General features: G+C 51.5%; 18 protein-coding genes. 7 read left to right on the forward strand and 11 right to left on the reverse strand.

Annotated elements, in window-relative coordinates; genetic code table 11:
- Nucleotides 1–91: 91 nt before the first annotated feature.
- Genes lolC through cobB form a run of 5 tightly spaced genes read left to right on the forward strand, consistent with a single transcriptional unit; the run spans nucleotide 92 to nucleotide 5,031 of the window.
- The gene (lolC, locus tag HV346_RS08595; RefSeq protein ID WP_181623091.1) at nucleotides 92–1,291 is read left to right on the forward strand and encodes a lipoprotein-releasing ABC transporter permease subunit LolC; all 1,200 of its coding nucleotides are present in this window, start codon (nucleotides 92–94) and stop codon (nucleotides 1,289–1,291) included.
- Nucleotides 1,284–1,985, forward strand: coding sequence for a lipoprotein-releasing ABC transporter ATP-binding protein LolD (gene lolD, locus HV346_RS08600; protein ID WP_181623092.1), 702 nt, complete (start codon nucleotides 1,284–1,286; stop codon nucleotides 1,983–1,985). Before lolC ends, lolD begins: the two co-directional genes overlap by 8 nt.
- The gene (lolE, locus tag HV346_RS08605; RefSeq protein WP_181623093.1) at nucleotides 1,985–3,229 is read left to right on the forward strand and encodes a lipoprotein-releasing ABC transporter permease subunit LolE; all 1,245 of its coding nucleotides are present in this window, start codon (nucleotides 1,985–1,987) and stop codon (nucleotides 3,227–3,229) included. The genes lolD and lolE overlap by 1 nt, the downstream gene beginning before the upstream one ends.
- Nucleotides 3,230–3,283: 54 nt before the next feature.
- Nucleotides 3,284–4,195 carry an N-acetylglucosamine kinase gene (gene nagK, locus HV346_RS08610; RefSeq protein WP_181623094.1) on the forward strand — a complete coding sequence of 304 codons (912 nt, stop codon included), beginning with the start codon at nucleotides 3,284–3,286 and terminating at the stop codon, nucleotides 4,193–4,195.
- 14 nt (nucleotides 4,196–4,209) lie between these two features.
- Nucleotides 4,210–5,031, forward strand: a complete 822-nt coding sequence (gene cobB / locus HV346_RS08615) for a Sir2 family NAD+-dependent deacetylase (RefSeq protein WP_181623095.1) — start codon at nucleotides 4,210–4,212, stop codon at nucleotides 5,029–5,031.
- Between the two features lie 71 nt (nucleotides 5,032–5,102).
- Here cobB and HV346_RS08620 read toward each other — a convergent pair whose 3' ends face one another.
- Complete coding sequence (locus tag HV346_RS08620) at nucleotides 5,103–7,034, reverse strand: methyl-accepting chemotaxis protein (RefSeq protein WP_181623096.1); 1,932 nt, start codon at nucleotides 7,032–7,034, stop codon at nucleotides 5,103–5,105.
- Nucleotides 7,035–7,272: 238 nt separating this feature from the next.
- Between HV346_RS08620 and HV346_RS08625 the strand changes: the two genes are divergently transcribed.
- Nucleotides 7,273–8,502 (forward strand): HDOD domain-containing protein, encoded by a 1,230-nt coding sequence (locus HV346_RS08625; protein WP_181623097.1) that lies wholly within the window; start codon nucleotides 7,273–7,275, stop codon nucleotides 8,500–8,502.
- A gap of 44 nt (nucleotides 8,503–8,546) precedes the next feature.
- Here HV346_RS08625 and potD read toward each other — a convergent pair whose 3' ends face one another.
- From potD to potA, 4 genes are read right to left on the reverse strand one after another with little or no spacing between them, the layout of a single operon-like run.
- Entirely contained in the window at nucleotides 8,547–9,593 is a 1,047-nt protein-coding gene (gene potD, locus HV346_RS08630) for a spermidine/putrescine ABC transporter substrate-binding protein PotD (RefSeq protein WP_181623098.1), read from the reverse strand.
- 1 nt (nucleotide 9,594) lies between these two features.
- Entirely contained in the window at nucleotides 9,595–10,401 is an 807-nt protein-coding gene (gene potC, locus HV346_RS08635; protein WP_181623099.1) for a spermidine/putrescine ABC transporter permease PotC, read from the reverse strand.
- A complete protein-coding gene (gene potB / locus HV346_RS08640; protein WP_181623100.1) occupies nucleotides 10,398–11,255 on the reverse strand; it encodes a spermidine/putrescine ABC transporter permease PotB in 858 nt (285 codons plus the stop codon). The genes potC and potB overlap by 4 nt, the downstream gene beginning before the upstream one ends.
- Nucleotides 11,239–12,357 carry a spermidine/putrescine ABC transporter ATP-binding protein PotA gene (gene potA / locus HV346_RS08645; RefSeq protein WP_181623101.1) on the reverse strand — a complete coding sequence of 373 codons (1,119 nt, stop codon included), beginning with the start codon at nucleotides 12,355–12,357 and terminating at the stop codon, nucleotides 11,239–11,241. The genes potB and potA overlap by 17 nt, the downstream gene beginning before the upstream one ends.
- A gap of 266 nt (nucleotides 12,358–12,623) precedes the next feature.
- Here potA and pepT point away from each other — a divergent pair, with 266 nt between their 5' ends.
- On the forward strand, nucleotides 12,624–13,847 hold the full coding sequence (gene pepT, locus HV346_RS08650) for a peptidase T (RefSeq protein ID WP_181623102.1): 1,224 nt from the start codon (nucleotides 12,624–12,626) through the stop codon (nucleotides 13,845–13,847).
- Nucleotides 13,848–13,913: 66 nt separating this feature from the next.
- Here the strand turns inward: pepT and HV346_RS08655 are convergent, their stop codons facing one another.
- The 6 genes from HV346_RS08655 to mnmA form a co-directional block, all read right to left on the reverse strand.
- A complete protein-coding gene (locus HV346_RS08655) occupies nucleotides 13,914–15,035 on the reverse strand; it encodes a cupin domain-containing protein (protein WP_181623103.1) in 1,122 nt (373 codons plus the stop codon).
- Nucleotides 15,036–15,126: 91 nt separating this feature from the next.
- Entirely contained in the window at nucleotides 15,127–16,590 is a 1,464-nt protein-coding gene (gene phoQ, locus HV346_RS08660) for a two-component system sensor histidine kinase PhoQ (RefSeq protein WP_181623104.1), read from the reverse strand.
- Entirely contained in the window at nucleotides 16,591–17,262 is a 672-nt protein-coding gene (phoP, locus tag HV346_RS08665; RefSeq protein ID WP_181623728.1) for a two-component system response regulator PhoP, read from the reverse strand.
- A 124-nt stretch (nucleotides 17,263–17,386) separates the two neighbouring features.
- Nucleotides 17,387–18,757: an adenylosuccinate lyase gene (gene purB, locus HV346_RS08670; protein ID WP_181623105.1), complete on the reverse strand. Its 1,371-nt coding sequence runs from the start codon at nucleotides 18,755–18,757 to the stop codon at nucleotides 17,387–17,389.
- A gap of 19 nt (nucleotides 18,758–18,776) precedes the next feature.
- Nucleotides 18,777–19,406, reverse strand: a complete 630-nt coding sequence (gene hflD / locus HV346_RS08675; RefSeq protein WP_181623106.1) for a high frequency lysogenization protein HflD — start codon at nucleotides 19,404–19,406, stop codon at nucleotides 18,777–18,779.
- 27 nt (nucleotides 19,407–19,433) lie between these two features.
- Entirely contained in the window at nucleotides 19,434–20,546 is a 1,113-nt protein-coding gene (gene mnmA, locus HV346_RS08680) for a tRNA 2-thiouridine(34) synthase MnmA (protein ID WP_181623107.1), read from the reverse strand.
- Nucleotides 20,547–20,586 lie beyond the last annotated feature (40 nt).

Below are 20,586 nucleotides of genomic sequence, written 5' to 3' on the forward strand. Positions count from 1 at the left end.
ATGATTACCAAAGCTTACGGTTTCAGTCATTTACGCTTCATAGATTCGCTTATATAATCGTGGGTCTGCTATCAGCAAACAGACGGATTTCATGTATCAACCTGTCGCACTCTTCATAGGCTTACGTTATATGCGTGGGCGCGCAGCGGACCGTTTCGGTCGCTTTGTCTCCTGGCTTTCGACCATCGGCATTACGCTTGGCGTGATGGCTCTGGTGACGGTTCTCTCCGTCATGAATGGCTTCGAGCGCGAGCTGCAAAACAATATCCTGGGGCTAATGCCGCAGGCCGTTCTCTCGTCTTCCTCTGGTTCCGTTAACCCGCAGCAACTGCCTGAAAGCGCAGTAAAATTGCAAGGGGTTACGCGTGTTGCGCCGTTAACAACAGGTGATGTGGTGCTGCAAAGCGCGCGCAGTGTTGCGGTGGGCGTAATGCTGGGTATCGATCCTGCTCAAAAGGACCCACTGACGCCGTATCTGGTTAACGTTAAACAAACGGACCTGGAAACGGGTAAGTACAACGTCATTCTGGGCGAGCAGCTTGCCGGGCAGCTGGGAGTTAATCGTGGCGATCAATTGCGTGTGATGGTTCCGTCGGCCAGCCAGTTTACCCCGATGGGACGGATCCCAAGCCAGCGTCTGTTTAACGTCATTGGCACGTTCGCGGCTAACAGTGAAGTCGATGGCTATCAGATGCTGGTCAACATTCAGGATGCGTCGCGCCTGATGCGCTATCCGGCTGGAAACATTACCGGCTGGCGGCTATGGCTCGATGCACCGCTCAAGGTGGATGTGCTTAGCCAGCAGACGCTGCCTGAAGGGACGAAATGGCAGGACTGGCGTGAGCGTAAAGGCGAGCTTTTCCAGGCCGTACGTATGGAAAAAAACATGATGGGGCTGCTGTTGAGCCTGATCGTCGCGGTGGCGGCCTTCAATATCATCACGTCGCTGGGGCTGATGGTGATGGAAAAACAGGGCGAAGTTGCGATTCTGCAAACCCAGGGGCTAACGCCTCGCCAGATCATGGCCGTGTTTATGGTGCAGGGGGCGAGCGCAGGTATCATTGGTGCACTGCTCGGTGCTGTTCTGGGGGCGCTGCTTGCCAGTCAGCTTAATAATTTAATGCCGATCATTGGCGCATTGCTTGATGGCGCGGCATTGCCGGTTGCTATCGAACCGTTGCAGGTGATCGGGATCGCACTGGCTGCGATGGCCATTGCGCTGCTTTCAACGCTTTATCCTTCCTGGCGCGCTGCCGCCACTCAACCCGCTGAGGCTTTACGTTATGAATAAGATCCTGTTGCAATGCGACAACCTGTCCAAACGCTATCAGGAAGGCAATGTGCAGACTGATGTTTTGCATAATGTCAGTTTCAGCGTGGGGGAAGGGGAGATGATGGCGATTGTCGGCAGCTCAGGGTCCGGCAAAAGTACTTTACTGCACCTGCTGGGCGGGCTGGATACGCCGACTTCCGGTGATGTTATTTTCTCTGGTCAGCCGATGAGCAAAATGTCCTCGACGGCGAAGGCCGAGTTACGTAACCGCGAGCTGGGTTTTATCTATCAGTTCCACCATTTATTACCCGATTTCACCGCGCTTGAAAACGTGGCAATGCCGTTGTTGATTGGCAAAAAGAAACCAGCAGAAATTAACGCCCGTGCCAGCGATATGCTGAAAGCTGTGGGGCTTGGGCATCGTGGAAATCACCGTCCATCCGAGCTGTCAGGGGGCGAACGCCAGCGTGTCGCCATTGCTCGTGCGCTGGTGAATACTCCGCGCCTGGTGCTGGCAGATGAACCTACGGGTAATCTGGATGCGCGCAATGCGGACAGTATTTTCCAGCTTCTGGGCGAGCTGAACGCTTCGCAAGGAACGGCATTCCTGGTGGTGACGCACGATCTGCAACTGGCAAAACGAATGGGACGTCAGCTTGAGATGCGTGATGGCCATCTGAATGCGGAACTGACGCTGATGGGAGCGGAGTAATGGCTTCACCGTTATCGTTACTCATCGGCCTGCGTTTTAGCCGTGGCCGTCGTCGTGGCGGCATGGTCTCGCTGATCTCCGTCATTTCAACCGTCGGGATCGCGCTAGGCGTGGCGGTGTTAATCATGGGACTGAGTGCCATGAACGGCTTCGAGCGTGAGCTCAATAACCGTATTCTCGCGGTTGTACCACACGGTGAAATCGAGCCGGTGAACCAGCCCTGGACAAACTGGAGTGAGGCTCTGGCGAAGGTGGAAAAAGTGCCCGGCATTGCTGCGGCCGCTCCTTATATCAATTTTACCGGGCTGGTGGAGAGCGGTGTAAACCTGCGTGCCATTCAGGTGAAAGGGGTTAATCCACAACAGGAAGAACGTTTAAGCGCATTACCAAAATATGTTCAGAATGACGCGTGGGCGAATTTTAAGCCTGGTGAGCAACAGATCATTATGGGCAAAGGCGTGGCAGATGCCCTGAAAGTGAAGCAGGGTGACTGGGTATCGATCATGATCCCTAACGCCAGTGCCGACCATAAATTACAGCAGCCTAAACGTGTCCGACTCCATGTGACCGGTATTTTGCAACTCAGCGGTCAGCTCGATCACAGTTTTGCCATGGTTCCGCTGGAGGACGCGCGCCAGTATCTGGACATGGGCGATAGCGTGACGGGGATTGCCATCAAGGTGAATGATGTCTTTAACGCCAATAAACTGGTGCGGGATGCGGGCGGCGTGACGAATAACTACGTCTACATCAAGAGCTGGATCGGGACATATGGTTATATGTACCGTGATATCCAGATGATCCGCGCCATCATGTATCTGGCGATGGTGCTGGTGATCGGCGTAGCATGCTTCAATATCGTGTCGACGCTGGTGATGGCGGTCAAAGACAAGAGTGGCGATATTGCCGTGTTGCGTACCTTAGGGGCGAAAGACGGTCTTATTCGCGCCATTTTCGTCTGGTATGGTTTGCTGGCGGGGCTGTTTGGCAGCCTTTGCGGCGTGGTGATTGGCGTGGTGGTATCGCTACAGCTTACCCCGATCATCAACGGTATTGAAAAGCTCATCGGCCATCAGTTCCTGTCGGGTGATATCTATTTTATTGACTTCCTGCCATCAGAATTACACTGGCTGGACGTTATTTATGTGCTGGTTACAGCACTTTTACTGAGTCTGCTGGCAAGCTGGTATCCAGCGCGTCGCGCAAGCCGGATTGATCCGGCGAGGGTGCTAAGTGGCCAGTAATTACGTCATGGTTTAGCGGTTTTCGGGCCGCTAAATCAGAAAGAGGAATGCGTTATGTATTATGGATTTGATATTGGCGGCACTAAAATTGCGTTGGGCGTATTTGATGACGACCTCAAATTACAGTGGGAAACCCGCGTTCCCACTCCGCGCGAAAGCTATGATGCGTTTTTGACAGCCATTGCGACGCTGGTGGCGCAAGCCGATTCGCGCTTTGGCGTGAAAGGCTCTGTCGGCATTGGCATTCCTGGGATGCCAGAAACAGACGACGGAACACTTTACGCCGCCAACGTTCCGGCGGCCAGCGGCAAACCCTTGCGTGCCGATCTCTCCGCCCTTCTTGAACGCGATGTCCGTTTAGATAACGATGCCAACTGTTTTGCCCTCTCTGAAGCCTGGGATGATGAGTTTCGCCAGTATCCTCTGGTGATGGGGCTGATCCTCGGTACGGGCGTTGGGGGAGGCATTGTTTTTAACGGCAAACCGATTACCGGGCGCAGTTACATTACCGGTGAATTTGGCCATATCCGCCTGCCAGTGGATGCGCTGGAGGTGGTCGGGCGTGATTTTCCGCTCACACGCTGTGGCTGTGGCCAGCATGGCTGTATTGAGAATTATCTCTCTGGTCGTGGGTTTGCATGGCTATACGAACACTTCTATCATCAGAAACTTGACGCGCCACAAATCATCACGTTGTGGGAGCAAGGCGATGAGCAGGCGCGCGAACATGTTGAGCGTTATCTCGATCTGCTGGCGGTCTGTCTGGGCAATATCCTGACCATCGTCGACCCTGATTTGCTGGTTATTGGGGGCGGGTTGTCAAACTTTACAGCGATCACGGAACAGTTGTCCGGGCGTCTGCCCCGACATTTATTGCCGGTCGCCCGCGTGCCGCGTATTGAACGAGCGCGACACGGGGATGCGGGAGGAATGCGTGGAGCCGCGTTCCTTCATCTCACCGATTAGTCTACGAGGTTACTATGCTGTCGCGTCGGTTAGGTCGACTCAGCCGTTTTCGTAAAAATAAACGCCGTTTGCGTGAGCGCTTGCGTCAGCGGATTTTTTTCAGAGACAGGACGATGCCAGAATCAATGGACAAACCAAGAGTCGTGGTGCTGACGGGGGCAGGGATCTCCGCAGAATCAGGTATTCGAACGTTTCGTGCGGCCGATGGCTTGTGGGAAGAACACCGCGTTGAAGATGTCGCGACGCCGGAAGGGTTTGCCCGCGATCCTGAACTGGTTCAGGCGTTTTATAATGCGCGACGTCGTCAGCTTCAACAGCCGGAAATCGCCCCTAATGCGGCTCATCTGGCACTCGCCAGGCTGGAAGAGGCGCTGGGTGATCGTTTTCTGCTGGTGACACAAAATATCGACAACCTGCATGAACGCGCCGGAAACCGCAACATCATCCATATGCACGGTGAACTGCTGAAGGTACGCTGTTCCTGGAGCGGCCAGGTTCTGGACTGGACTGATGACGTCCTGACCGATGATAAATGCCACTGCTGTCAGTTTCCCGCGCGACTGCGCCCGCATGTGGTGTGGTTCGGTGAAATGCCGCTGGGAATGGATGAAATTTACAGTGCACTGGCAATGGCGGATGTATTTATCGCCATTGGTACGTCAGGGCATGTCTATCCGGCGGCCGGTTTTGTTCATGAAGCGCGATTACAGGGCGCACATACCGTGGAGCTGAATCTGGAACCCAGCCAGGTTGGCAGTGAGTTTGAAGAGAAGCACTACGGTCTGGCAAGTGACGTCGTCCCGGCGTTTGTGGACAAACTTCTGAAAGGGCTGTGACGGTTTATTTGTCTGATGCCTGTTGAAAGCAAAAGCACCCAAAAGTCGGGTGCTTTTTTTTATCTCACTGCTTACGAATTAAAGAATGCCAGCGTTTTCTCCAGTGATTTTGCCTGTTCCTCCAGCGACATCGCGGCAGCCGAAATCTGCTGTACTAGCGAGGCATTCTGCTGTGTGGTGCTGTCCATCTGATTAACCGCAGTGCTGACCTGATTAATCCCTCGGGTCTGTTCATCCAGCGCCTGTACGATCTCATTGATCACCAGATGCACGTGCGACACCGCCTCGATGATCTGTTTCATCATCCCGCCAGTCTCATTGACCAGTTCAACGCCCTTACTGACACGACCCGATGACTCTGCGATGAGATGTGAGATCTCTTTTGCCGCATCGGCGCTACGCTGCGCAAGGTTGCGAACTTCACCAGCCACAACGGCAAAGCCCCGGCCTTGTTCTCCGGCTCTTGCGGCTTCAACGGCGGCATTGAGCGCCAGGATATTGGTCTGAAACGCAATCCCATCCACAATGCTGTTTATTTCACCAATTTTGCGCGCACTATCGTCAATTCGGGCAATGACATCCACCACTTCATTGACCAGTGTTTCACCATGACCGGCAATAGATGCGGCTTTATCCGTCAGGCGTGTCGCCTTGTGCGCGTTGTCGGCATTATTTTTCACCGTAACGGAAATCTCTTCCATGCTTGCGGCCGTTTGGACAATAGCAGCGGCTTGCTCTTCTGTACGGGAAGCGAGGTCGAGATTGCCCGCTGCAATTTCACTGGTTCCACCATGTACGGAATGGCTGGCGTCATTAATGCTATCGACAATACGTTTTAACTGGGCCTGCATGGTATGCAGAGCATAGAAAATACTGCTGTTATCGCCGCGTCGAACGGGGATCGTGTTATTGAGATCGCCTCTGGCCACTGCCAGAGCGATCTCTGAGGCCTCCGATGGTTCTCCGCCAACGGGACGGTCAACCTTACGGGTGAAGATCTGGGCCATCACCAGGCTTACCGCCAGGATGCTCAATATCATCAGGCCGATGGCCTTCATCAGGAATTGTCTGGCTTCAGCCATCACTTCACTGACTGGTGTGATAATTGCCAGTTTCCACGGAGTCTGGCTATTGCCAATGTTGATGGATTGCCAGGTAATAAACGCGTCTTCTTTTAGCAGTGGGTCGGTGTAACGTAAGACCTCGCTCCCTGAAACTGTGCCGCGATAAGGTTTGGCAATGTCGTTCTTCTCCGGGCTGAAGACAACGTTATGTCCGGCCGACAGGAGCAAGGCATAACCTGTTCCGTTCCAGGGTTTAATGGCGCTAATCATTTTTTGCAGCGTCGCCAGAGAGAAGTCTGATGTCACGGACCCGAGAAATTGTCCCTCACGCATGATGGGAGCTGCAATCGATGTGAGCATTACATCCACGCCATTGTAGGGATAAATATAAGGCTCGATGATGACATCTTTTTGTCGTTGTTTTGGCAGCAGATAGTAATCGCCACTACCGGGTGTTTCGTAGTCGGTTAGCAGGTGGAGTGCGGGTTTGCCTGCACCGTCCCGGTCAACGTATCGCGCATAGCGTCCCGCGGGATCTTCGCCACTCTGGCCGGCAAAAGAAGCGTCGTTATTATCAAAAGCGTTAGGTTCGAAGGCCATCGACATCGACAAAAAATGAGGGTGCGCCGCCAGATAATGGGTGAGCAGGTGATTTAGCCCCTGACGGTCAACTATTCCGGCATCATGCAGTGCAAGGGCGCTGTTCCCGATATCCTGAGCAGCCGCCAGAGCTGAATCCATCTGCTTGCTGACTTCTAAAGACTGGACCTGGGCAATCTGCTGGACATGTTTTTTTGCCAGCACCTCTTGCTGCGACATCCACTGCCACATCATAAAACCGATCGTCGCGGTGAACCCCAGCGTGACGGTGATAAAAATAGACAACAGCATCAATGTCTTAACTTTTATTTTCTTTTTGCGAACCATGACATCTTTCATACCCTTCTCCCATAATGTCGTCCATGCCTGGCATGTACAGATCATTTATCGGATAATGGGCCGAGTTTCTGTATAGCGTCGCGATTATTTAATCTAAATTTCTTAAATCCATTACCCGGTTAATAAGTGTGGTTGTTATTTTTTTTGTGCATCATATCAAAATAGCAGCCAAAGTTGCTCGTTATACTTTTGAAGAAAGAAGATGCTAATAATTAAAAATCAATAAGGGGGCCGGTATATGTATGCATTTATCGCGAGGCAACCCATTTTTGACAGGGATATGAATACGGTTGCGTATGAGTTACTTTTCAGGGATGGAATGAATAATCGTTTTCCGGATGTATCTGCGGAGTATGCAACATCCAGGATGATTTCTGATCAGTTCTTATGTGTTCCGGCGGCCCGGATCGCCGGAACACATACCTCATTTATCAATTTCCCTTTCCAGATGGTGATTAATCACTGCGCCGAAGCGTTAGACAAAGACAGTGTTGTTATTGAAATCCTTGAAGATGCTGAGCCGGGAGAGGCGCTTCTTCAGGCAGTTAAAGCGATGAGTGCTCGTGGATATCGCTTTGCACTGGATGATTTCACCCTGGCTCCAGAATGGGACATCTTTTTACCGTATATTTCCATTCTGAAATTTGACGTAAGGAATAATACGCTTGAACAAATTAAAGATTATCTAAGTCAACGTGAAAACATGATGGGGGATATTAAGTATCTCGCTGAAAAAGTTGAGACTAAAGAGGAATTTAATAAGTACCGTGATGCAGGGTTTTCTCTCTTTCAGGGATACTTCTTTTGCCGACCAGAGATAATAAAATACAGGCGATTATCACAAAATCAGCTGGCGATTTTTCGTTTGCAGATGGAAGTGGGACGCAATAAACCCGATTTTCGCATTATCGAGTCATTGATTAAAACCGATCTGACATTGTCCTACAAAATCATGCGTTATATGAAACATACCGCATTTAAACACGCTGGCATCTATAACTTCAGCAAGTTAACGTTGAGTGAAGTGCTCATGTATCTCGGAGAGAATCAGCTTCGGCGCTTTGTTGCGGTCGTGGTGCTGGCTTCGGCAGGTAATGACAAAGTGAGCGAGCTTTATCCGCTGAGTATGATGCGAGGGAAATTCTGCGAGCTGATTGCCGGGAAGATGAATGAGCCGTCTCTGGCTGAGAACGCGTTCCTGTGTGGGCTGTTCTCTCTGCTTGATACTATCCTTGAGCTACCCATTGAAGAGCTGATGAAGCAAATTGCGGTTCCACAGAGCGTGAGTGAAGCGCTGTGTCAGCAGAAAGGACGGTTGGCTGATATCGTGACGCTGTGTCGCGATTATGAACAGCAACACTGGGATAAAACCGCTCAAATGTGTGCCGTGCTGGGGCTGACGGATGATGATGTTGTTGAGGCTATGCGTACAGCAACGATCTGGGCCGGAGAGAATACCGTCAACTAACCTGGCCTCACCCCTGGGGGGGGGTGAGGCGCAAGGGAAGCGGATTAGCGGCCCGCTTTCAATTTCTGGTAATACTCTTCATAGATACGGCTTGCATCGCCAACATCATTTTGCCATTCACCGTTCTTGATGGTGTCGGCATCCGGATAGAGCGATTTGTCGTTTGCGACGTCCGGGCTTAGTAGCTTACGTGCGGCCAGATTCGGTGTTGGGTAGCCGATGGTTTCAGCCACCTGCTTAGCAATTTCCGGACGCAGCAGGAAGTTGATCAACTTCAGTGCACCCTCAACGTTTTTCGCATTTGCCGGAATAGAGAGGCTGTCCATCCAGAAAATCCCGCCTTCTTTCGGCCACACCACTTCCAGCGGTGTACCCGCCTGACGCGCGACGTATGCAGACCCGTTCCAGACCATACCCAGATTCACTTCGCCTTCCATGTAGGGGTTTGCCGGGTTATCGGAGTTAAAGGCTGCTACGTTTGGCATCAGTTTTTTCAGCTCGTTATACGCCGCTTCAATCTCTTTTGGGTCCGTTGTATTACCGGAATAACCGAGTTTGCGCAGCGCCATCTGGAACACTTCGCGGGCGTCATCGGTCAATAACAGGCTGCCTTTGTATTCTGGCTTCCACAGATCGGCCCACCGGGTGACGGTTTTCGGATCAATGACATCGCTGTTAATGCCAATGGCTGTCGCACCCCAGATGTAAGGAATGGAATAGTCGTTATTGGGATCAAACGGTTTGTTGAGCATCTCGGGATCGAGATTGTTGAAGTGGGTCAGCTTCGTTTTGTCGATCTTCTGAATCATGCCCTCTTTGCGCATCTTGTCGACGAAGTAGGTCGACGGGACGACCAGGTCGTAAGCGCCATCTTTGTAGGTTTTGAGCTTGGCGTACATGGTTTCATTCGACTCGTAAGTGGAATAGATAACCTTAATGCCCGTCTCTTTGGTGAACTGTTCCAGCAGACCTGGCGGCACATACTCGGTCCAGTTGTAGAAATAGAGTGTTTTACTGTCGTCCGCGTGTGCAGCACTCATACCCAGTGCGAGCGCGCCTGCCGCGAGCAGGTGGCGTGACCATTTTTTCATTTTAACGTCCCCTGAGAGTAGCCTGTTTTACCTGGCTTTTAGTTTTATCACGAGCAATAAGCTGGCTGGCGATGACCAGAACCAACGATAACACCAACAGAATTGTCGCCAGTGCGTTCACCTCGGGTGAGACACCGACTTTCACCATCGAATAGATTTTCAACGGTAGAATTTCATAACTCGGACCGGTGACGAAGGAAGAGACGACTACGTCATCCATTGACAGGGTAAAGCTCAGCAGCCACCCAGCGGCGACGGCAGGCATCGCCAGCGGCAGAATGATTTTTCGCAGGATCGTCATCTCGCTAGCACCGAGATCTTTTGCCGCTTCCAGCATGCGTACATCAAAACCTTTCAGACGTGAAAAGACGGTGACGACCACAAAAGGCAGGCAGAACGTGATATGGGAAAACAGCAGCGACCAGAACCCCAGTTGTACGCCCAGCAGCATAAACAGCACCAGAAGCGAAATCGCCATCACGATATCGGGCGACATCATCACCACAAATAACATCCCACTGACGAACGGTTTACCACGAAAACGGTAGCGATAGAGCGCCACAGCGGTTAACGAACCAATCAGAGTAGCAAAGGTTGCCGAGAAGATCGCCATCGTCAGCGAGTGTTGGGCTGCCTGTAACAGACTGTCATTGTTCATCAGCAGGCTGTACCAGCTCGTGGTAAAGCCTTGCCAGTTGATTCCGAACCGCGAGCTGTTGAACGAGTTCACAATCAGAATGATGATTGGAATATACAGGTAGGCGTAAATGGCGGTCATAAAACCGCCGCGAAGCAGTCGACCAATCATTCGAGTTCCACCTTCTTATTAAGCAGTCGCGAGGCGCGCCAGTACACCAGCAGCATCAGACCCATCACCAGGGTCAGCGTAATGCTGGTGGCGGAGCCGAATGGCCAGTCGCGAATATTCAGGAACTGACTCTTAATGACGTTGCCGATGAGCAAGTTTTTCGCCCCTCCCATCAGATCCGAGACGTAAAACAGCCCCATAGCGGGCAACATCACCAACAAGCAGCCTGCAATAATGCCTGGCATTGTCAGTGGAACGATGATGCGGATAAAGGTCTGTAGCTTGTTCGCGCCCAAATCTTTTGCGGCTTCCAGCAAGGGTTTATCGAGTTTTTCAATGCTGGAGTAGAGTGGCATCACCATAAACGGTAGCAGGATATAGACCAGACCAATAATCACTGCTCCCGGTGTGAACATGATGCGGATCGGCGTATCAATCACACCCAGCCACAGCAGAAACGCGTTCAGATAGCCTTTGGTGCTGAGGAATATTTTCAGACCATAAATGCGAATTAATGAGTTGGTCCAGAAGGGAACAATCAGTAAAAACAGCAACAGTGGGCGCACCTTTTGCGGCAGGCGCGCCAGGAACCACGCGAAAGGATAGCCCAGCACCAGACAGGCGACGGTCGCTATCAGCGCCATATTGAGTGAATGCAACAACACGTCAAAATAGAGCGGATCGAGCAGGCGTGAGTAGTTATCCAGCGTAAAGACCAGCTTAACGAAGTTCGTATCATCGCGGGTCAGGAAGCTGGTGGCGATGATCATCAGGTTGGGGAGAAAAACAAACAACACAAGCCAACCGACGATCGTGGCAATCACCACATTCTGGAATTTACTTGTGTTCTTCATCAGCCAGTACAACCTCCCAGCTTTCTACCCAGTTGATAACCATTTTCTGATTGAGTGAGTGGTCAAAGTCGGGGTCGTCCTCATTGAAGAACTCGCTGACCATCACCATTTTGCCATTTTTCAGCTCAACCACGGATTCCAGAGTCATCCCTTTGTAGTTGCGCTCACGGATATAACCGATGAGTCCTTCGGCTTCGGCATGTTCGTGGATCTCATCTACGCGCAGATCTTCAGGGCGCAGCAGGACGTTGAGTTTTTGTCCTGGTTCAACATCAAAGTTGACTGTGATATTACACTCGCGGCCTTCCACGTTCGCCCGCACCCGCTGATCGTCCAGACGTTCAATGACCGTGGCATCGAAGATGTTGATCTCGCCAATAAAGCTGGCGACAAACAGGTTTTTCGGCTCTTCGTAGATTTCACGTGGCGTACCATCCTGTTCGATTTTGCCATCGCGCATGACCACGATACGATCTGACATGGTGAGCGCCTCTTCCTGGTCGTGGGTCACGAAAACAAAGGTGATGCCAAGCTTGCGTTGCAGTGCCTTAAGCTCGTTTTGCATCTGCTTGCGCAGTTTGTAATCCAGGGCTGATAAAGATTCATCCAGCAGGAGCAGACGAGGTTTATTCACCACGGCGCGAGCGATGGCAACGCGCTGTTGTTGACCACCGGAAAGCTGATGAGGTTTACGCTGGGCAAACTCTTCGAGTTGTACCATCCGCAGGGCGTCGGTCACTCGCGGTGCGATATCACTGGCGGGCGTTTTTTGCATTCGCAGGCCAAATGCCACATTCTCGAAAACCGTCATATGCGGAAACAGGGCGTAACTCTGGAAGACGGTGTTAACGTGACGCTCTTCAGCGGGAACCTGAGTAATGTTATGATTTTCAAGATGGATTTGGCCATTGTCGACGCTTTCCAGCCCGGCGATAAGGCGCAGTACGGTCGTTTTGCCGCAGCCAGAAGGGCCGAGCAGCGTGAGAAACTCACCATCATTGATGGTCAAACTGAGATCCGAAATGACGGTTTTACCATCAAAACTTTTACGAATACGTTCCAGTTGCACCAGCGGTGACAAGGAACGGGATTGTGTATTCAATTTTGGCGCTGTCCCATATAGACGCTCCGGGTGGCATACCGAAGCGGGGTTTGTGTATAACCACCTTGGTGACTCGTAATGAGGGCGGACATTCTACGGCAAACCCCCTCAATCGCCAATCCTTGTGACTGATTCATAAGCTACATTTATTAACGCATGACGACATAAACGAAAATATTCTCGTTTACGGGATAAAAGTGACCTGACGCAATATTTGCGTTTTGATGCTTACTGATAATGTTGTCACGAAAAGTGAGGGTGACTGCATGGATAAATTACTTGAGCGTTTTTTACAGTACGTTTCGCTGGATACCCAATCTAAACCGGGTGTCAGACAGGTTCCGAGCACCGAAGGGCAGTGGAAGTTATTAAACCTGCTCAAAGATCAACTGGAAGAGCTCGGTCTGGTCAATGTCACGCTAAGCGATAAAGGCACTGTGATGGGAACGCTGCCTGCCAATGTGAGCGGTACTATCCCGGCGATTGGTTTTATCTCCCACGTCGATACCTCACCGGACTTTAGCGGTAAACATGTTAACCCGCAGATTGTTGAAAACTATCGTGGCGGTGATATCGCGCTGGGCATTGGTGATGAAGTGCTGTCGCCGGTGATGTTCCCGGTGTTGCATCAGTTGCTGGGGCAGACGCTGATTACCACTGATGGTAAAACCCTGCTGGGGGCGGATGACAAAGCGGGCGTGGCCGAAATTATGACGGCTCTTGCGGTATTAAAAGGCAAGGATATTCCGCATGGCGACATCCGCGTCGCCTTTACACCGGACGAAGAGGTCGGTAAAGGCGCGAAACATTTTGACGTTGAAGCCTTTAACGCGAAGTGGGCCTACACCGTGGACGGCGGCGGCGTCGGAGAACTGGAGTTTGAAAACTTCAATGCGGCATCGATCACCATTAAAATCGTCGGCAACAACGTTCACCCTGGTTCCGCCAAAGGCGTGATGGTGAATGCGCTGTCACTGGCATCCCGTATTCATGCGGAAGTGCCGGCTGAAGAGAGCCCGGAGATGACGGAAGGGTATGAAGGTTTCTATCATCTGACCAGCATCAAAGGGACGGTGGATAGCGCCCAGATGCACTACATCGTCCGAGATTTTGACCGTAAAGCCTTTGAAGCGCGTAAGCGTAAAATGATGGAGATCGCCAAGAAGGTGGGCAAAGGTCTACACCCGGATTGCTATATTGAGCTGATCATTGAAGACAGCTATTACAATATGCGCGAGAAGGTGATGGAACATCCGCATATCCTCGACATTGCCCAGCAAGCGATGCGCGATTGCGATATCGAACCGCTTCTGAAACCGATTCGTGGTGGTACAGACGGCTCACAACTGTCCTTTATGGGATTACCGTGTCCAAACCTGTTTACGGGTGGGTATAACTACCACGGCAAGCATGAGTTTGTGACGCTGGAAGGGATGGAAAAAGCGGTGAAGGTGATTGTGCGTATCGCAGAGTTGACAGCGAAACGATAATCAAGCGCCGCTGTTAGCGGTTGTAGGCCGGGTAAGGCGCTGCCTCTACCCGGCAAAATACACAACTTAGTCTTCGAAGAACCAGTATCCGCTGTTGACCAGTGCTGAAAGCATCGCGAGGAAGGAAGGATCCTCCAGCGCATCACCAAAGGTGTCAGCCGTTAACACCAAATGACTGGCGATAGCGTCCAGTGCCGGTCGGTGAGGAGAGTCGAGTTTTTCGCCATTGACGAACACCTCTTCCCCAATACGCAGTACGCGTAATCCACCCAGGCGCACCAGTTTATCACCCTGTTGCAGTGCATCGTAAATCTCGTCCGCCTGGTACGGCGGCTCTGGCGGAGCGACGTCCAGTTCGTGACGTGACTGGCTCACAAACTCGCCGAACCACTGTTTGAAATGTTCTGGCTCGTTAATCAAACCCAACATCATCTCGCGAAGCTTATCCAGTTCCTGCGGCAGAATATCGGCAGGGTGCTCACGCGCAGGCACATCCGGATCGCTATAGCGATAGCTGCCCAGTTCGCGTTGCAGAACGTAGTCTGCAAAACTGCTGATCATTTCACGGCCGCTTGGCGCGCGGAAGCCAACGGAATAGTTCAGCGAATTTTCCAGCGAGTAACCTTCGTGCGGGAAACCCGGTGGAATATAAAGAATATCGCCCGGCTCCAGTTCTTCATCGATGATCCCTTCAAAGGGATCGACCTGAAGCAGGTCCGGATGCGGACAATGTTGTTTCATCGGCACTTTTTCGCCCACGCGCCAGCGACGGCGTCCCGTACCCTGAATGATAAACACATCATATTGATCAAGATGCGGGCCGACACCACCGCCAGGCACGGAGAAGGAGATCATCAGATCGTCCATTCGCCAGTCGGGCAGGGCGCGGAAAGGGCGCATTAAGGCGGCAGTTGGCTCATGCCAGTGGTTGACGGCCTGAACCAGGAGAGACCAGTTGTTTTCACCCAGGTGATCATAGCTTTCGAATGGACCGTGGCTGACTTGCCACTTGCCGTCCTGGTGGCTGACGAGGCGACTGTCGACTTCGTTTTCCATTGCCAGTCCGGCCAGTTCATCGGGGGAGAGTGGGTCGACAAAATTGCTGATGCCACGTTTCAGAACGACCGGACGTTTCTGCCAGTAACGTTCAATAAATTCGGGCCAGTTAAGTGTTAATTGATAATCCATATTTTTTTATTCCGCAGGCTCTTACTGAAACGGATTATAACGGAAGCACAGAAGCCTGCGTGCGAGATTCTCGCATTTTTCACATCACGGGTTAACTATCGCTGGATGTTGGCTGTTGACGGCCAAAAATCGCTTCCATTCGCGCGCCACCCAGCAAGCTGTCGCTGGTTTCAATTCTTCCATCGTACTGATCAACAATTTCGAGCGCGACGGAGAGTCCAACGCCCTGGCCCGGCCTCAGCGTATCTGCACGTTGACCACGGTCAAACACCACATCACGTTTGTTTTGCGGAATGCCAGGACCATCATCCTCGACAATAATATGCAGCTCATTTTCTGTCAGACGCGCGGAGACTTCGACAAATTCCAGGCAGTATTTGCAGGCGTTATCGAGCAGGTTTCCCATTACCTCCATGAAGTCGTTCTTCTCGCCAACAAAGCTGATTTCCGGCGAGATATCGAGGCTGATGTTTACCCCTTTGCGTTGATAGACTTTATTGAGTGCGGAGGTGAGGTTATCCAGTAATGGTGCAACCGGATGTAATTCACGGCTTAATAACGCGCTCCCGGAACGCATACTGGCACGGTGCAGGTAATAGCCAATTTGTTGCGAAATGCGGCTGATTTGCTCCAGCATCACGGGTTCAGCATCGTCGACGCTCAGTGTTGAACTGCGCATTGAACGTAACGTACTTTGCATCACGGCAAGTGGTGTTTTAAGACTGTGAGTGAGGTCAGTGAGCGTTGTTCGGTATTTATCATAGCGTTCACGTTCACTTTTCAGCAGGCGATTGAGGTTACGTACCAGGCTGGTCAGTTCGCGCGTGGTCTCCGGATTGAGCTTCTCACGATGATGCTCTTCCAGCTCGCGAACCTCTTTGGCCAGCGATTCAATCGGCCGCAGGCTCCACCATGCCGCAACCCAGAGCAACGGAATTACGAGAAGCAGGTTGGCTGCCAGAACGTAAACGAACCAACTCCAGACCATATAAGAACGTTTAAGCTCAACCGGGATTGTGTCGATCACCACAATGGTCAATTGCGGCATTCCCAGTGTGGCGGGATAGAGGTTAATGGCAACGGAGTGCGTCATCTCCGTTTCGTTGTCATCTGCCCGTATTTCATCAAGTTTCTGCTGCAGAGAGAGATCGTTACGGAGCAGCATGCTGGTCGCGTCCAGGTCGGCTTCTATTTCATGAAAACCGTTCGTTTTGAGCCACTCAGGGCGTATACGTTTTACCAGCCAGGGAACGTCGCGCTGTGCCCACAATAATTGCCCTTTTTCATTATAAATGAGGGCCATTGTCGGGCTTTGCTGGTTCAGGTTATCCGGCATTTCCACACTGATATGATTATTTTCCCACCTGGCAAGGGTATAAAACAGATTACTTTCGCCACGTAAGAGACGAAAGGTTGTTTTATCAAAACTCACGCTATACCCAACCAGTGCCACCATGCCATAGGAGAGCGATAACACCAGTACAACGGCTGCGGTTGCCAGTAAAAAGCGAACCCGTAGAGAGAGGGGTAAAATGTGGCGCAGGATCCTTTTCATTTAGCGTAATTCGAACAGATAACCCTGACCACGCACGGTGGTGATCACATCCTGCGGGTGCTGCGCCTGGATTTTTTTGCGCAAACGTCCCATCAGCACATCAATGGTGTGGCTTTCACGCAGTTCAGCATCAGGGTAAAGCTGTAGCATCAATGAGTCTTTACTCACAACCTTACCTCTGTTGCGAATTAACGTTTCCATAATGGTGTATTCAAAGGCTGTCAACTTGATGACGTCATCATTAATGGAGAATTCGCGACGGGAGAGGTCCACCTGAAAAGGGGGGATAGAGATAATCTGTGAGGCCAGTCCGCTGTTGCGACGCAATAGTGCCTGCATGCGTGCAGCCACTTCTTCAATATGAAACGGCTTGGTGACGTAATCATCTGCACCCGCACTAAGGACTTCAACTTTATCCTGCCAGCCTTCGCGGGCGGTTAAAACCAGAACGGGCAGGGAGACATCATGGCTACGCCAGCGACGAATCAATGACAGACCGTCTTCATCAGGGAGCCCTAGATCGACAATGGCGATATCAGGCAAATGTTCATTGAGATAATAGTCGGCTTCTTTTGCGTCTTCGGCATCGTCCACCTGGTGTCCCATCTCCTGAAGCTGTACTTTCAGGTGATGGCGTAACAATGCATTATCCTCAACAACCAATACGCGCATCATCTCTTCTCCCTAAATTAATGGTATGAATAGTTTAACGCTGATTATGTTGTTGTGGGGATAAACATTTATTAAACCGAGGGAAAGCTGCCTCTTTTCCGGGCGGAAAAGAGGCTGAGGGGCATCACTTCAGTTCATCAACCATTGTGATAGCACGACCAATATAATTGGCTGGTGTCATGGCTTTCAGACGTGTTTTCTCGTCTTCAGGCAGTGCAAGGCCATCAATAAACTGCTTCATACCTTCGGCATCAACGCGTTTTCCGCGGGTCAGTTCTTTCAGTTTTTCGTACGGTTTTTCGATGCCATAACGACGCATTACCGTCTGGATAGGTTCAGCCAGTACTTCCCAGTTGTGATCCAGCTCATCCAGCAGACGATCGCGGTTCACTTCCAGTTTACTTACACCTTTCAGGGTGGATTGATAAGCGATCAGCGCATAGCCAATACCCACGCCCAGGTTACGCAAAACGGTGGAGTCTGTCAGGTCACGCTGCCAGCGTGAAACCGGGAGCTTGCTGGCCATATGTTGCAGGAGGGCGTTAGCCAGACCTAGGTTGCCTTCGGAGTTTTCGAAATCAATCGGGTTCACTTTATGCGGCATCGTTGAAGATCCGATTTCACCGGCGATCGTTTTCTGTTTGAAGTGATTCAGTGCAACATAACCCCAGATATCGCGATCGAAATCGATCAGGATGGTGTTGAAGCGGGCGATGCAATCAAACAGTTCAGCGATGTAGTCATGCGGCTCGATCTGCGTGGTGTACGGGTTCCACTGAATACCCAGAGAGGTCACAAACTCTTCGCTGAACTGATGCCAGTCCACTTCAGGATAGGCTGCAATATGAGCGTTATAGTTACCGACTGCACCGTTGATTTTACCCAGGATCTCAACCTGCGCCAGCTGGCGATACTGGCGCTCCATACGGTACGCAACGTTCGCCATCTCTTTACCCATGGTGGATGGTGTGGCTGGTTGACCGTGAGTACGGGAAAGCAGTGGAATATCGCGATACTGAACGGACAGGTCTTTTACGGCATCAATAATTTTGCGCCAATAAGGCAGCACCACATCCTGACGCGCGGTGGAAAGCATCAACGCGTGGGAGAGGTTGTTAATATCTTCTGATGTGCAGGCGAAGTGGATAAACTCAGAAACAGCATGCAGCGCCGGAACACTTGCCACTTTTTCTTTCAGGAAGTATTCAACCGCTTTCACGTCATGGTTAGTGGTGCGTTCAATGGTTTTAATGCGTGCAGCATCTTCTTCGTTGAACTCGGCAACGATTTTATCAAGGTAATCGTTTGCCTGGCTGTCAAAAGCAGGAACTTCCTTGATTGCTGCCTGAGTGGCCAGCTTTTGCAGCCAGCGCACTTCAACCTGTACACGGAACTTCAGCAAACCATATTCGCTGAAGATCTCGCGCAGCGCGCTGACTTTATCGCCGTAGCGTCCGTCGACAGGGGAAACGGCGGTCAGTGAGGATAATTCCATAATTCGCAACTCCGGGAGGTTAACAATGAGCAAGAATTTGTTTTGCCTGAGTGGTCAGGCGATTACGAGAAAACATTAACTGCAGGCGGCCACCGCCAACCTGATGCCACAGTACGGCTGCACGAATACCTGCCAGCAGCGAGGCACGAACCTTCGCCTGCACCTGTGGGCTTTGCAGCACAGCAGGGGAGCCAGTAACCTGAATGCGTGGCCCCAGTGGGCTGATGACGTCGACATAAATGCCAGCCATTGCGCTGAGCAGCGTTTCTGATTGCAGATCAAAATGGTCAAGCTGACGCTGCAAGCCGGCAATACGGTTACCGAGGGTATCGAGCGCCCCTTTTGCAGCCGTCAGCTTACGTTCCAGTACCATCAAACTCAGGGTGTAGCGAGTGAGTTCCGCATTCAAACCCTGACGGTTGCTGGCGTTAAGTACACCGAGCAGAGTTTCAAGACCGAGGCGAAGATTCGTTTCACTTCCACCGAAGACACCCAGCGTGGAGCCAGGGTTAAGATCGATAACGCTGTTAAGTGAAACGTGCAGCGCGTCAGCATCGCAATGACCCTGATGCGCCAGCTGTTGCACCAGACGGGCTGACTGGCAAATTCCCGCCAGCGCCAGGGTGATGTCATAATAATTCTTCGCCACACGTTCTCCTTTATGTGTGCAATCGTGTTAGGCAGCAGTCAGTGGCAGACGCTGTTCAATGATCCCGCCGCCCAGGCAAATTTCACCGTGATAGAAGACGGCTGACTGGCCTGGGGTGACAGCAGCAACAGGCTCATCGAAATGGACTTCAATACGGTCATCGTCAAGCGCCGTGACAGTACAAGGAATATCCGTCTGACGATAGCGTGTTTTTACCGTACAACGCAGCGTACCTTTAACCGGTTCACGATCAACCCAATGCAGTTGCTGGGCGATCAGACCCACCGACATCAGTCGTGGATGGTCGTGTCCCTGAGCAACGATCAGAATGTTGTTTTCAACATCTTTGTCGACGACATACCACGGATCTTCGCTGCCTTCTTTCGTACCACCAATACCCAGACCTTTACGCTGGCCGAGAGTGTGGTACATCAGACCCTGATGTTGACCAATTTCGTCACCGTCAACGGTCACTATTTTCCCCGGCTGCGCTGGCAGGTAGCGACCCAGGAATTCACGGAATTTGCGTTCACCGATAAAACAGATACCGGTGGAGTCTTTTTTCTTCGCGGTGATCAGATCCAGCTCTTCAGCGATTTTGCGCACTTCAGGTTTTTCCAGTTCACCAACCGGGAACAGGCTTTGTGCGATCTGCTCATGGCTCAGTGTGTACAGGAAGTAGCTTTGATCTTTGTTGCCATCCAGACCACGCAGCAGCTGGCTTTTGCCATTCACATCTGCGCGACGAACATAGTGGCCGGTTGCAATATAATCAGCGCCCAGGTCTTCCGCGGCAAATTCAAGGAAGGCTTTAAATTTGATCTCTTTGTTGCACAGAATATCCGGGTTTGGGGTTCGGCCCGCTTTGTACTCTTCAAGGAAAAGCTCGAATACGTTGTCCCAGTATTCTGCAGCAAAGTTAACGGTGTGCAGTTCGATACCGAGTTTATCGCATACGGCCTGCGCATCGGCGAGATCGGCTGCGGCAGTGCAGTATTCCTCGCCATCGTCTTCCTCCCAGTTCTTCATGAACAGGCCTTCTACCTTATAGCCCTGCTGTTGCAGCAGGTAGGCGGAAACGGAGGAATCGACACCGCCGGACATGCCGACGATTACTTTTTTCTGGCTGTTATCTGACATGGAATACTCACGACATTGAACTTCAAGGCGGCGTATTCTA

Source organism: Enterobacter sp. RHBSTW-00994, from assembly GCF_013782625.1.
Lineage (GTDB): Bacteria > Pseudomonadota > Gammaproteobacteria > Enterobacterales > Enterobacteriaceae > Enterobacter.

Excerpts from the sequence above, each read along its gene's own strand:
- lolD (WP_181623092.1), top strand. The coding sequence starts at position 1,284 with ATGAATAAGATCCTGTTGCAATGCGACAACCTGTCCAAACGCTATCAG.
- lolC (WP_181623091.1), top strand. The coding sequence starts at position 92 with ATGTATCAACCTGTCGCACTCTTCATAGGCTTACGTTATATGCGTGGG.
- potB (WP_181623100.1), bottom strand. The coding sequence starts at position 11,255 with ATGAAGAACACAAGTAAATTCCAGAATGTGGTGATTGCCACGATCGTC.
- phoQ (WP_181623104.1), bottom strand. The coding sequence starts at position 16,590 with ATGAAAAGGATCCTGCGCCACATTTTACCCCTCTCTCTACGGGTTCGC.
- pepT (WP_181623102.1), top strand. The coding sequence starts at position 12,624 with ATGGATAAATTACTTGAGCGTTTTTTACAGTACGTTTCGCTGGATACC.
- lolE (WP_181623093.1), top strand. The coding sequence starts at position 1,985 with ATGGCTTCACCGTTATCGTTACTCATCGGCCTGCGTTTTAGCCGTGGC.
- HV346_RS08625 (WP_181623097.1), top strand. The coding sequence starts at position 7,273 with ATGTATGCATTTATCGCGAGGCAACCCATTTTTGACAGGGATATGAAT.
- cobB (WP_181623095.1), top strand. The coding sequence starts at position 4,210 with ATGCTGTCGCGTCGGTTAGGTCGACTCAGCCGTTTTCGTAAAAATAAA.
- potD (WP_181623098.1), bottom strand. The coding sequence starts at position 9,593 with ATGAAAAAATGGTCACGCCACCTGCTCGCGGCAGGCGCGCTCGCACTG.
- phoP (WP_181623728.1), bottom strand. The coding sequence starts at position 17,262 with ATGCGCGTATTGGTTGTTGAGGATAATGCATTGTTACGCCATCACCTG.
- HV346_RS08620 (WP_181623096.1), bottom strand. The coding sequence starts at position 7,034 with ATGAAAGATGTCATGGTTCGCAAAAAGAAAATAAAAGTTAAGACATTG.
- potC (WP_181623099.1), bottom strand. The coding sequence starts at position 10,401 with ATGATTGGTCGACTGCTTCGCGGCGGTTTTATGACCGCCATTTACGCC.
- nagK (WP_181623094.1), top strand. The coding sequence starts at position 3,284 with ATGTATTATGGATTTGATATTGGCGGCACTAAAATTGCGTTGGGCGTA.
- purB (WP_181623105.1), bottom strand. The coding sequence starts at position 18,757 with ATGGAATTATCCTCACTGACCGCCGTTTCCCCTGTCGACGGACGCTAC.
- mnmA (WP_181623107.1), bottom strand. The coding sequence starts at position 20,546 with ATGTCAGATAACAGCCAGAAAAAAGTAATCGTCGGCATGTCCGGCGGT.
- HV346_RS08655 (WP_181623103.1), bottom strand. The coding sequence starts at position 15,035 with ATGGATTATCAATTAACACTTAACTGGCCCGAATTTATTGAACGTTAC.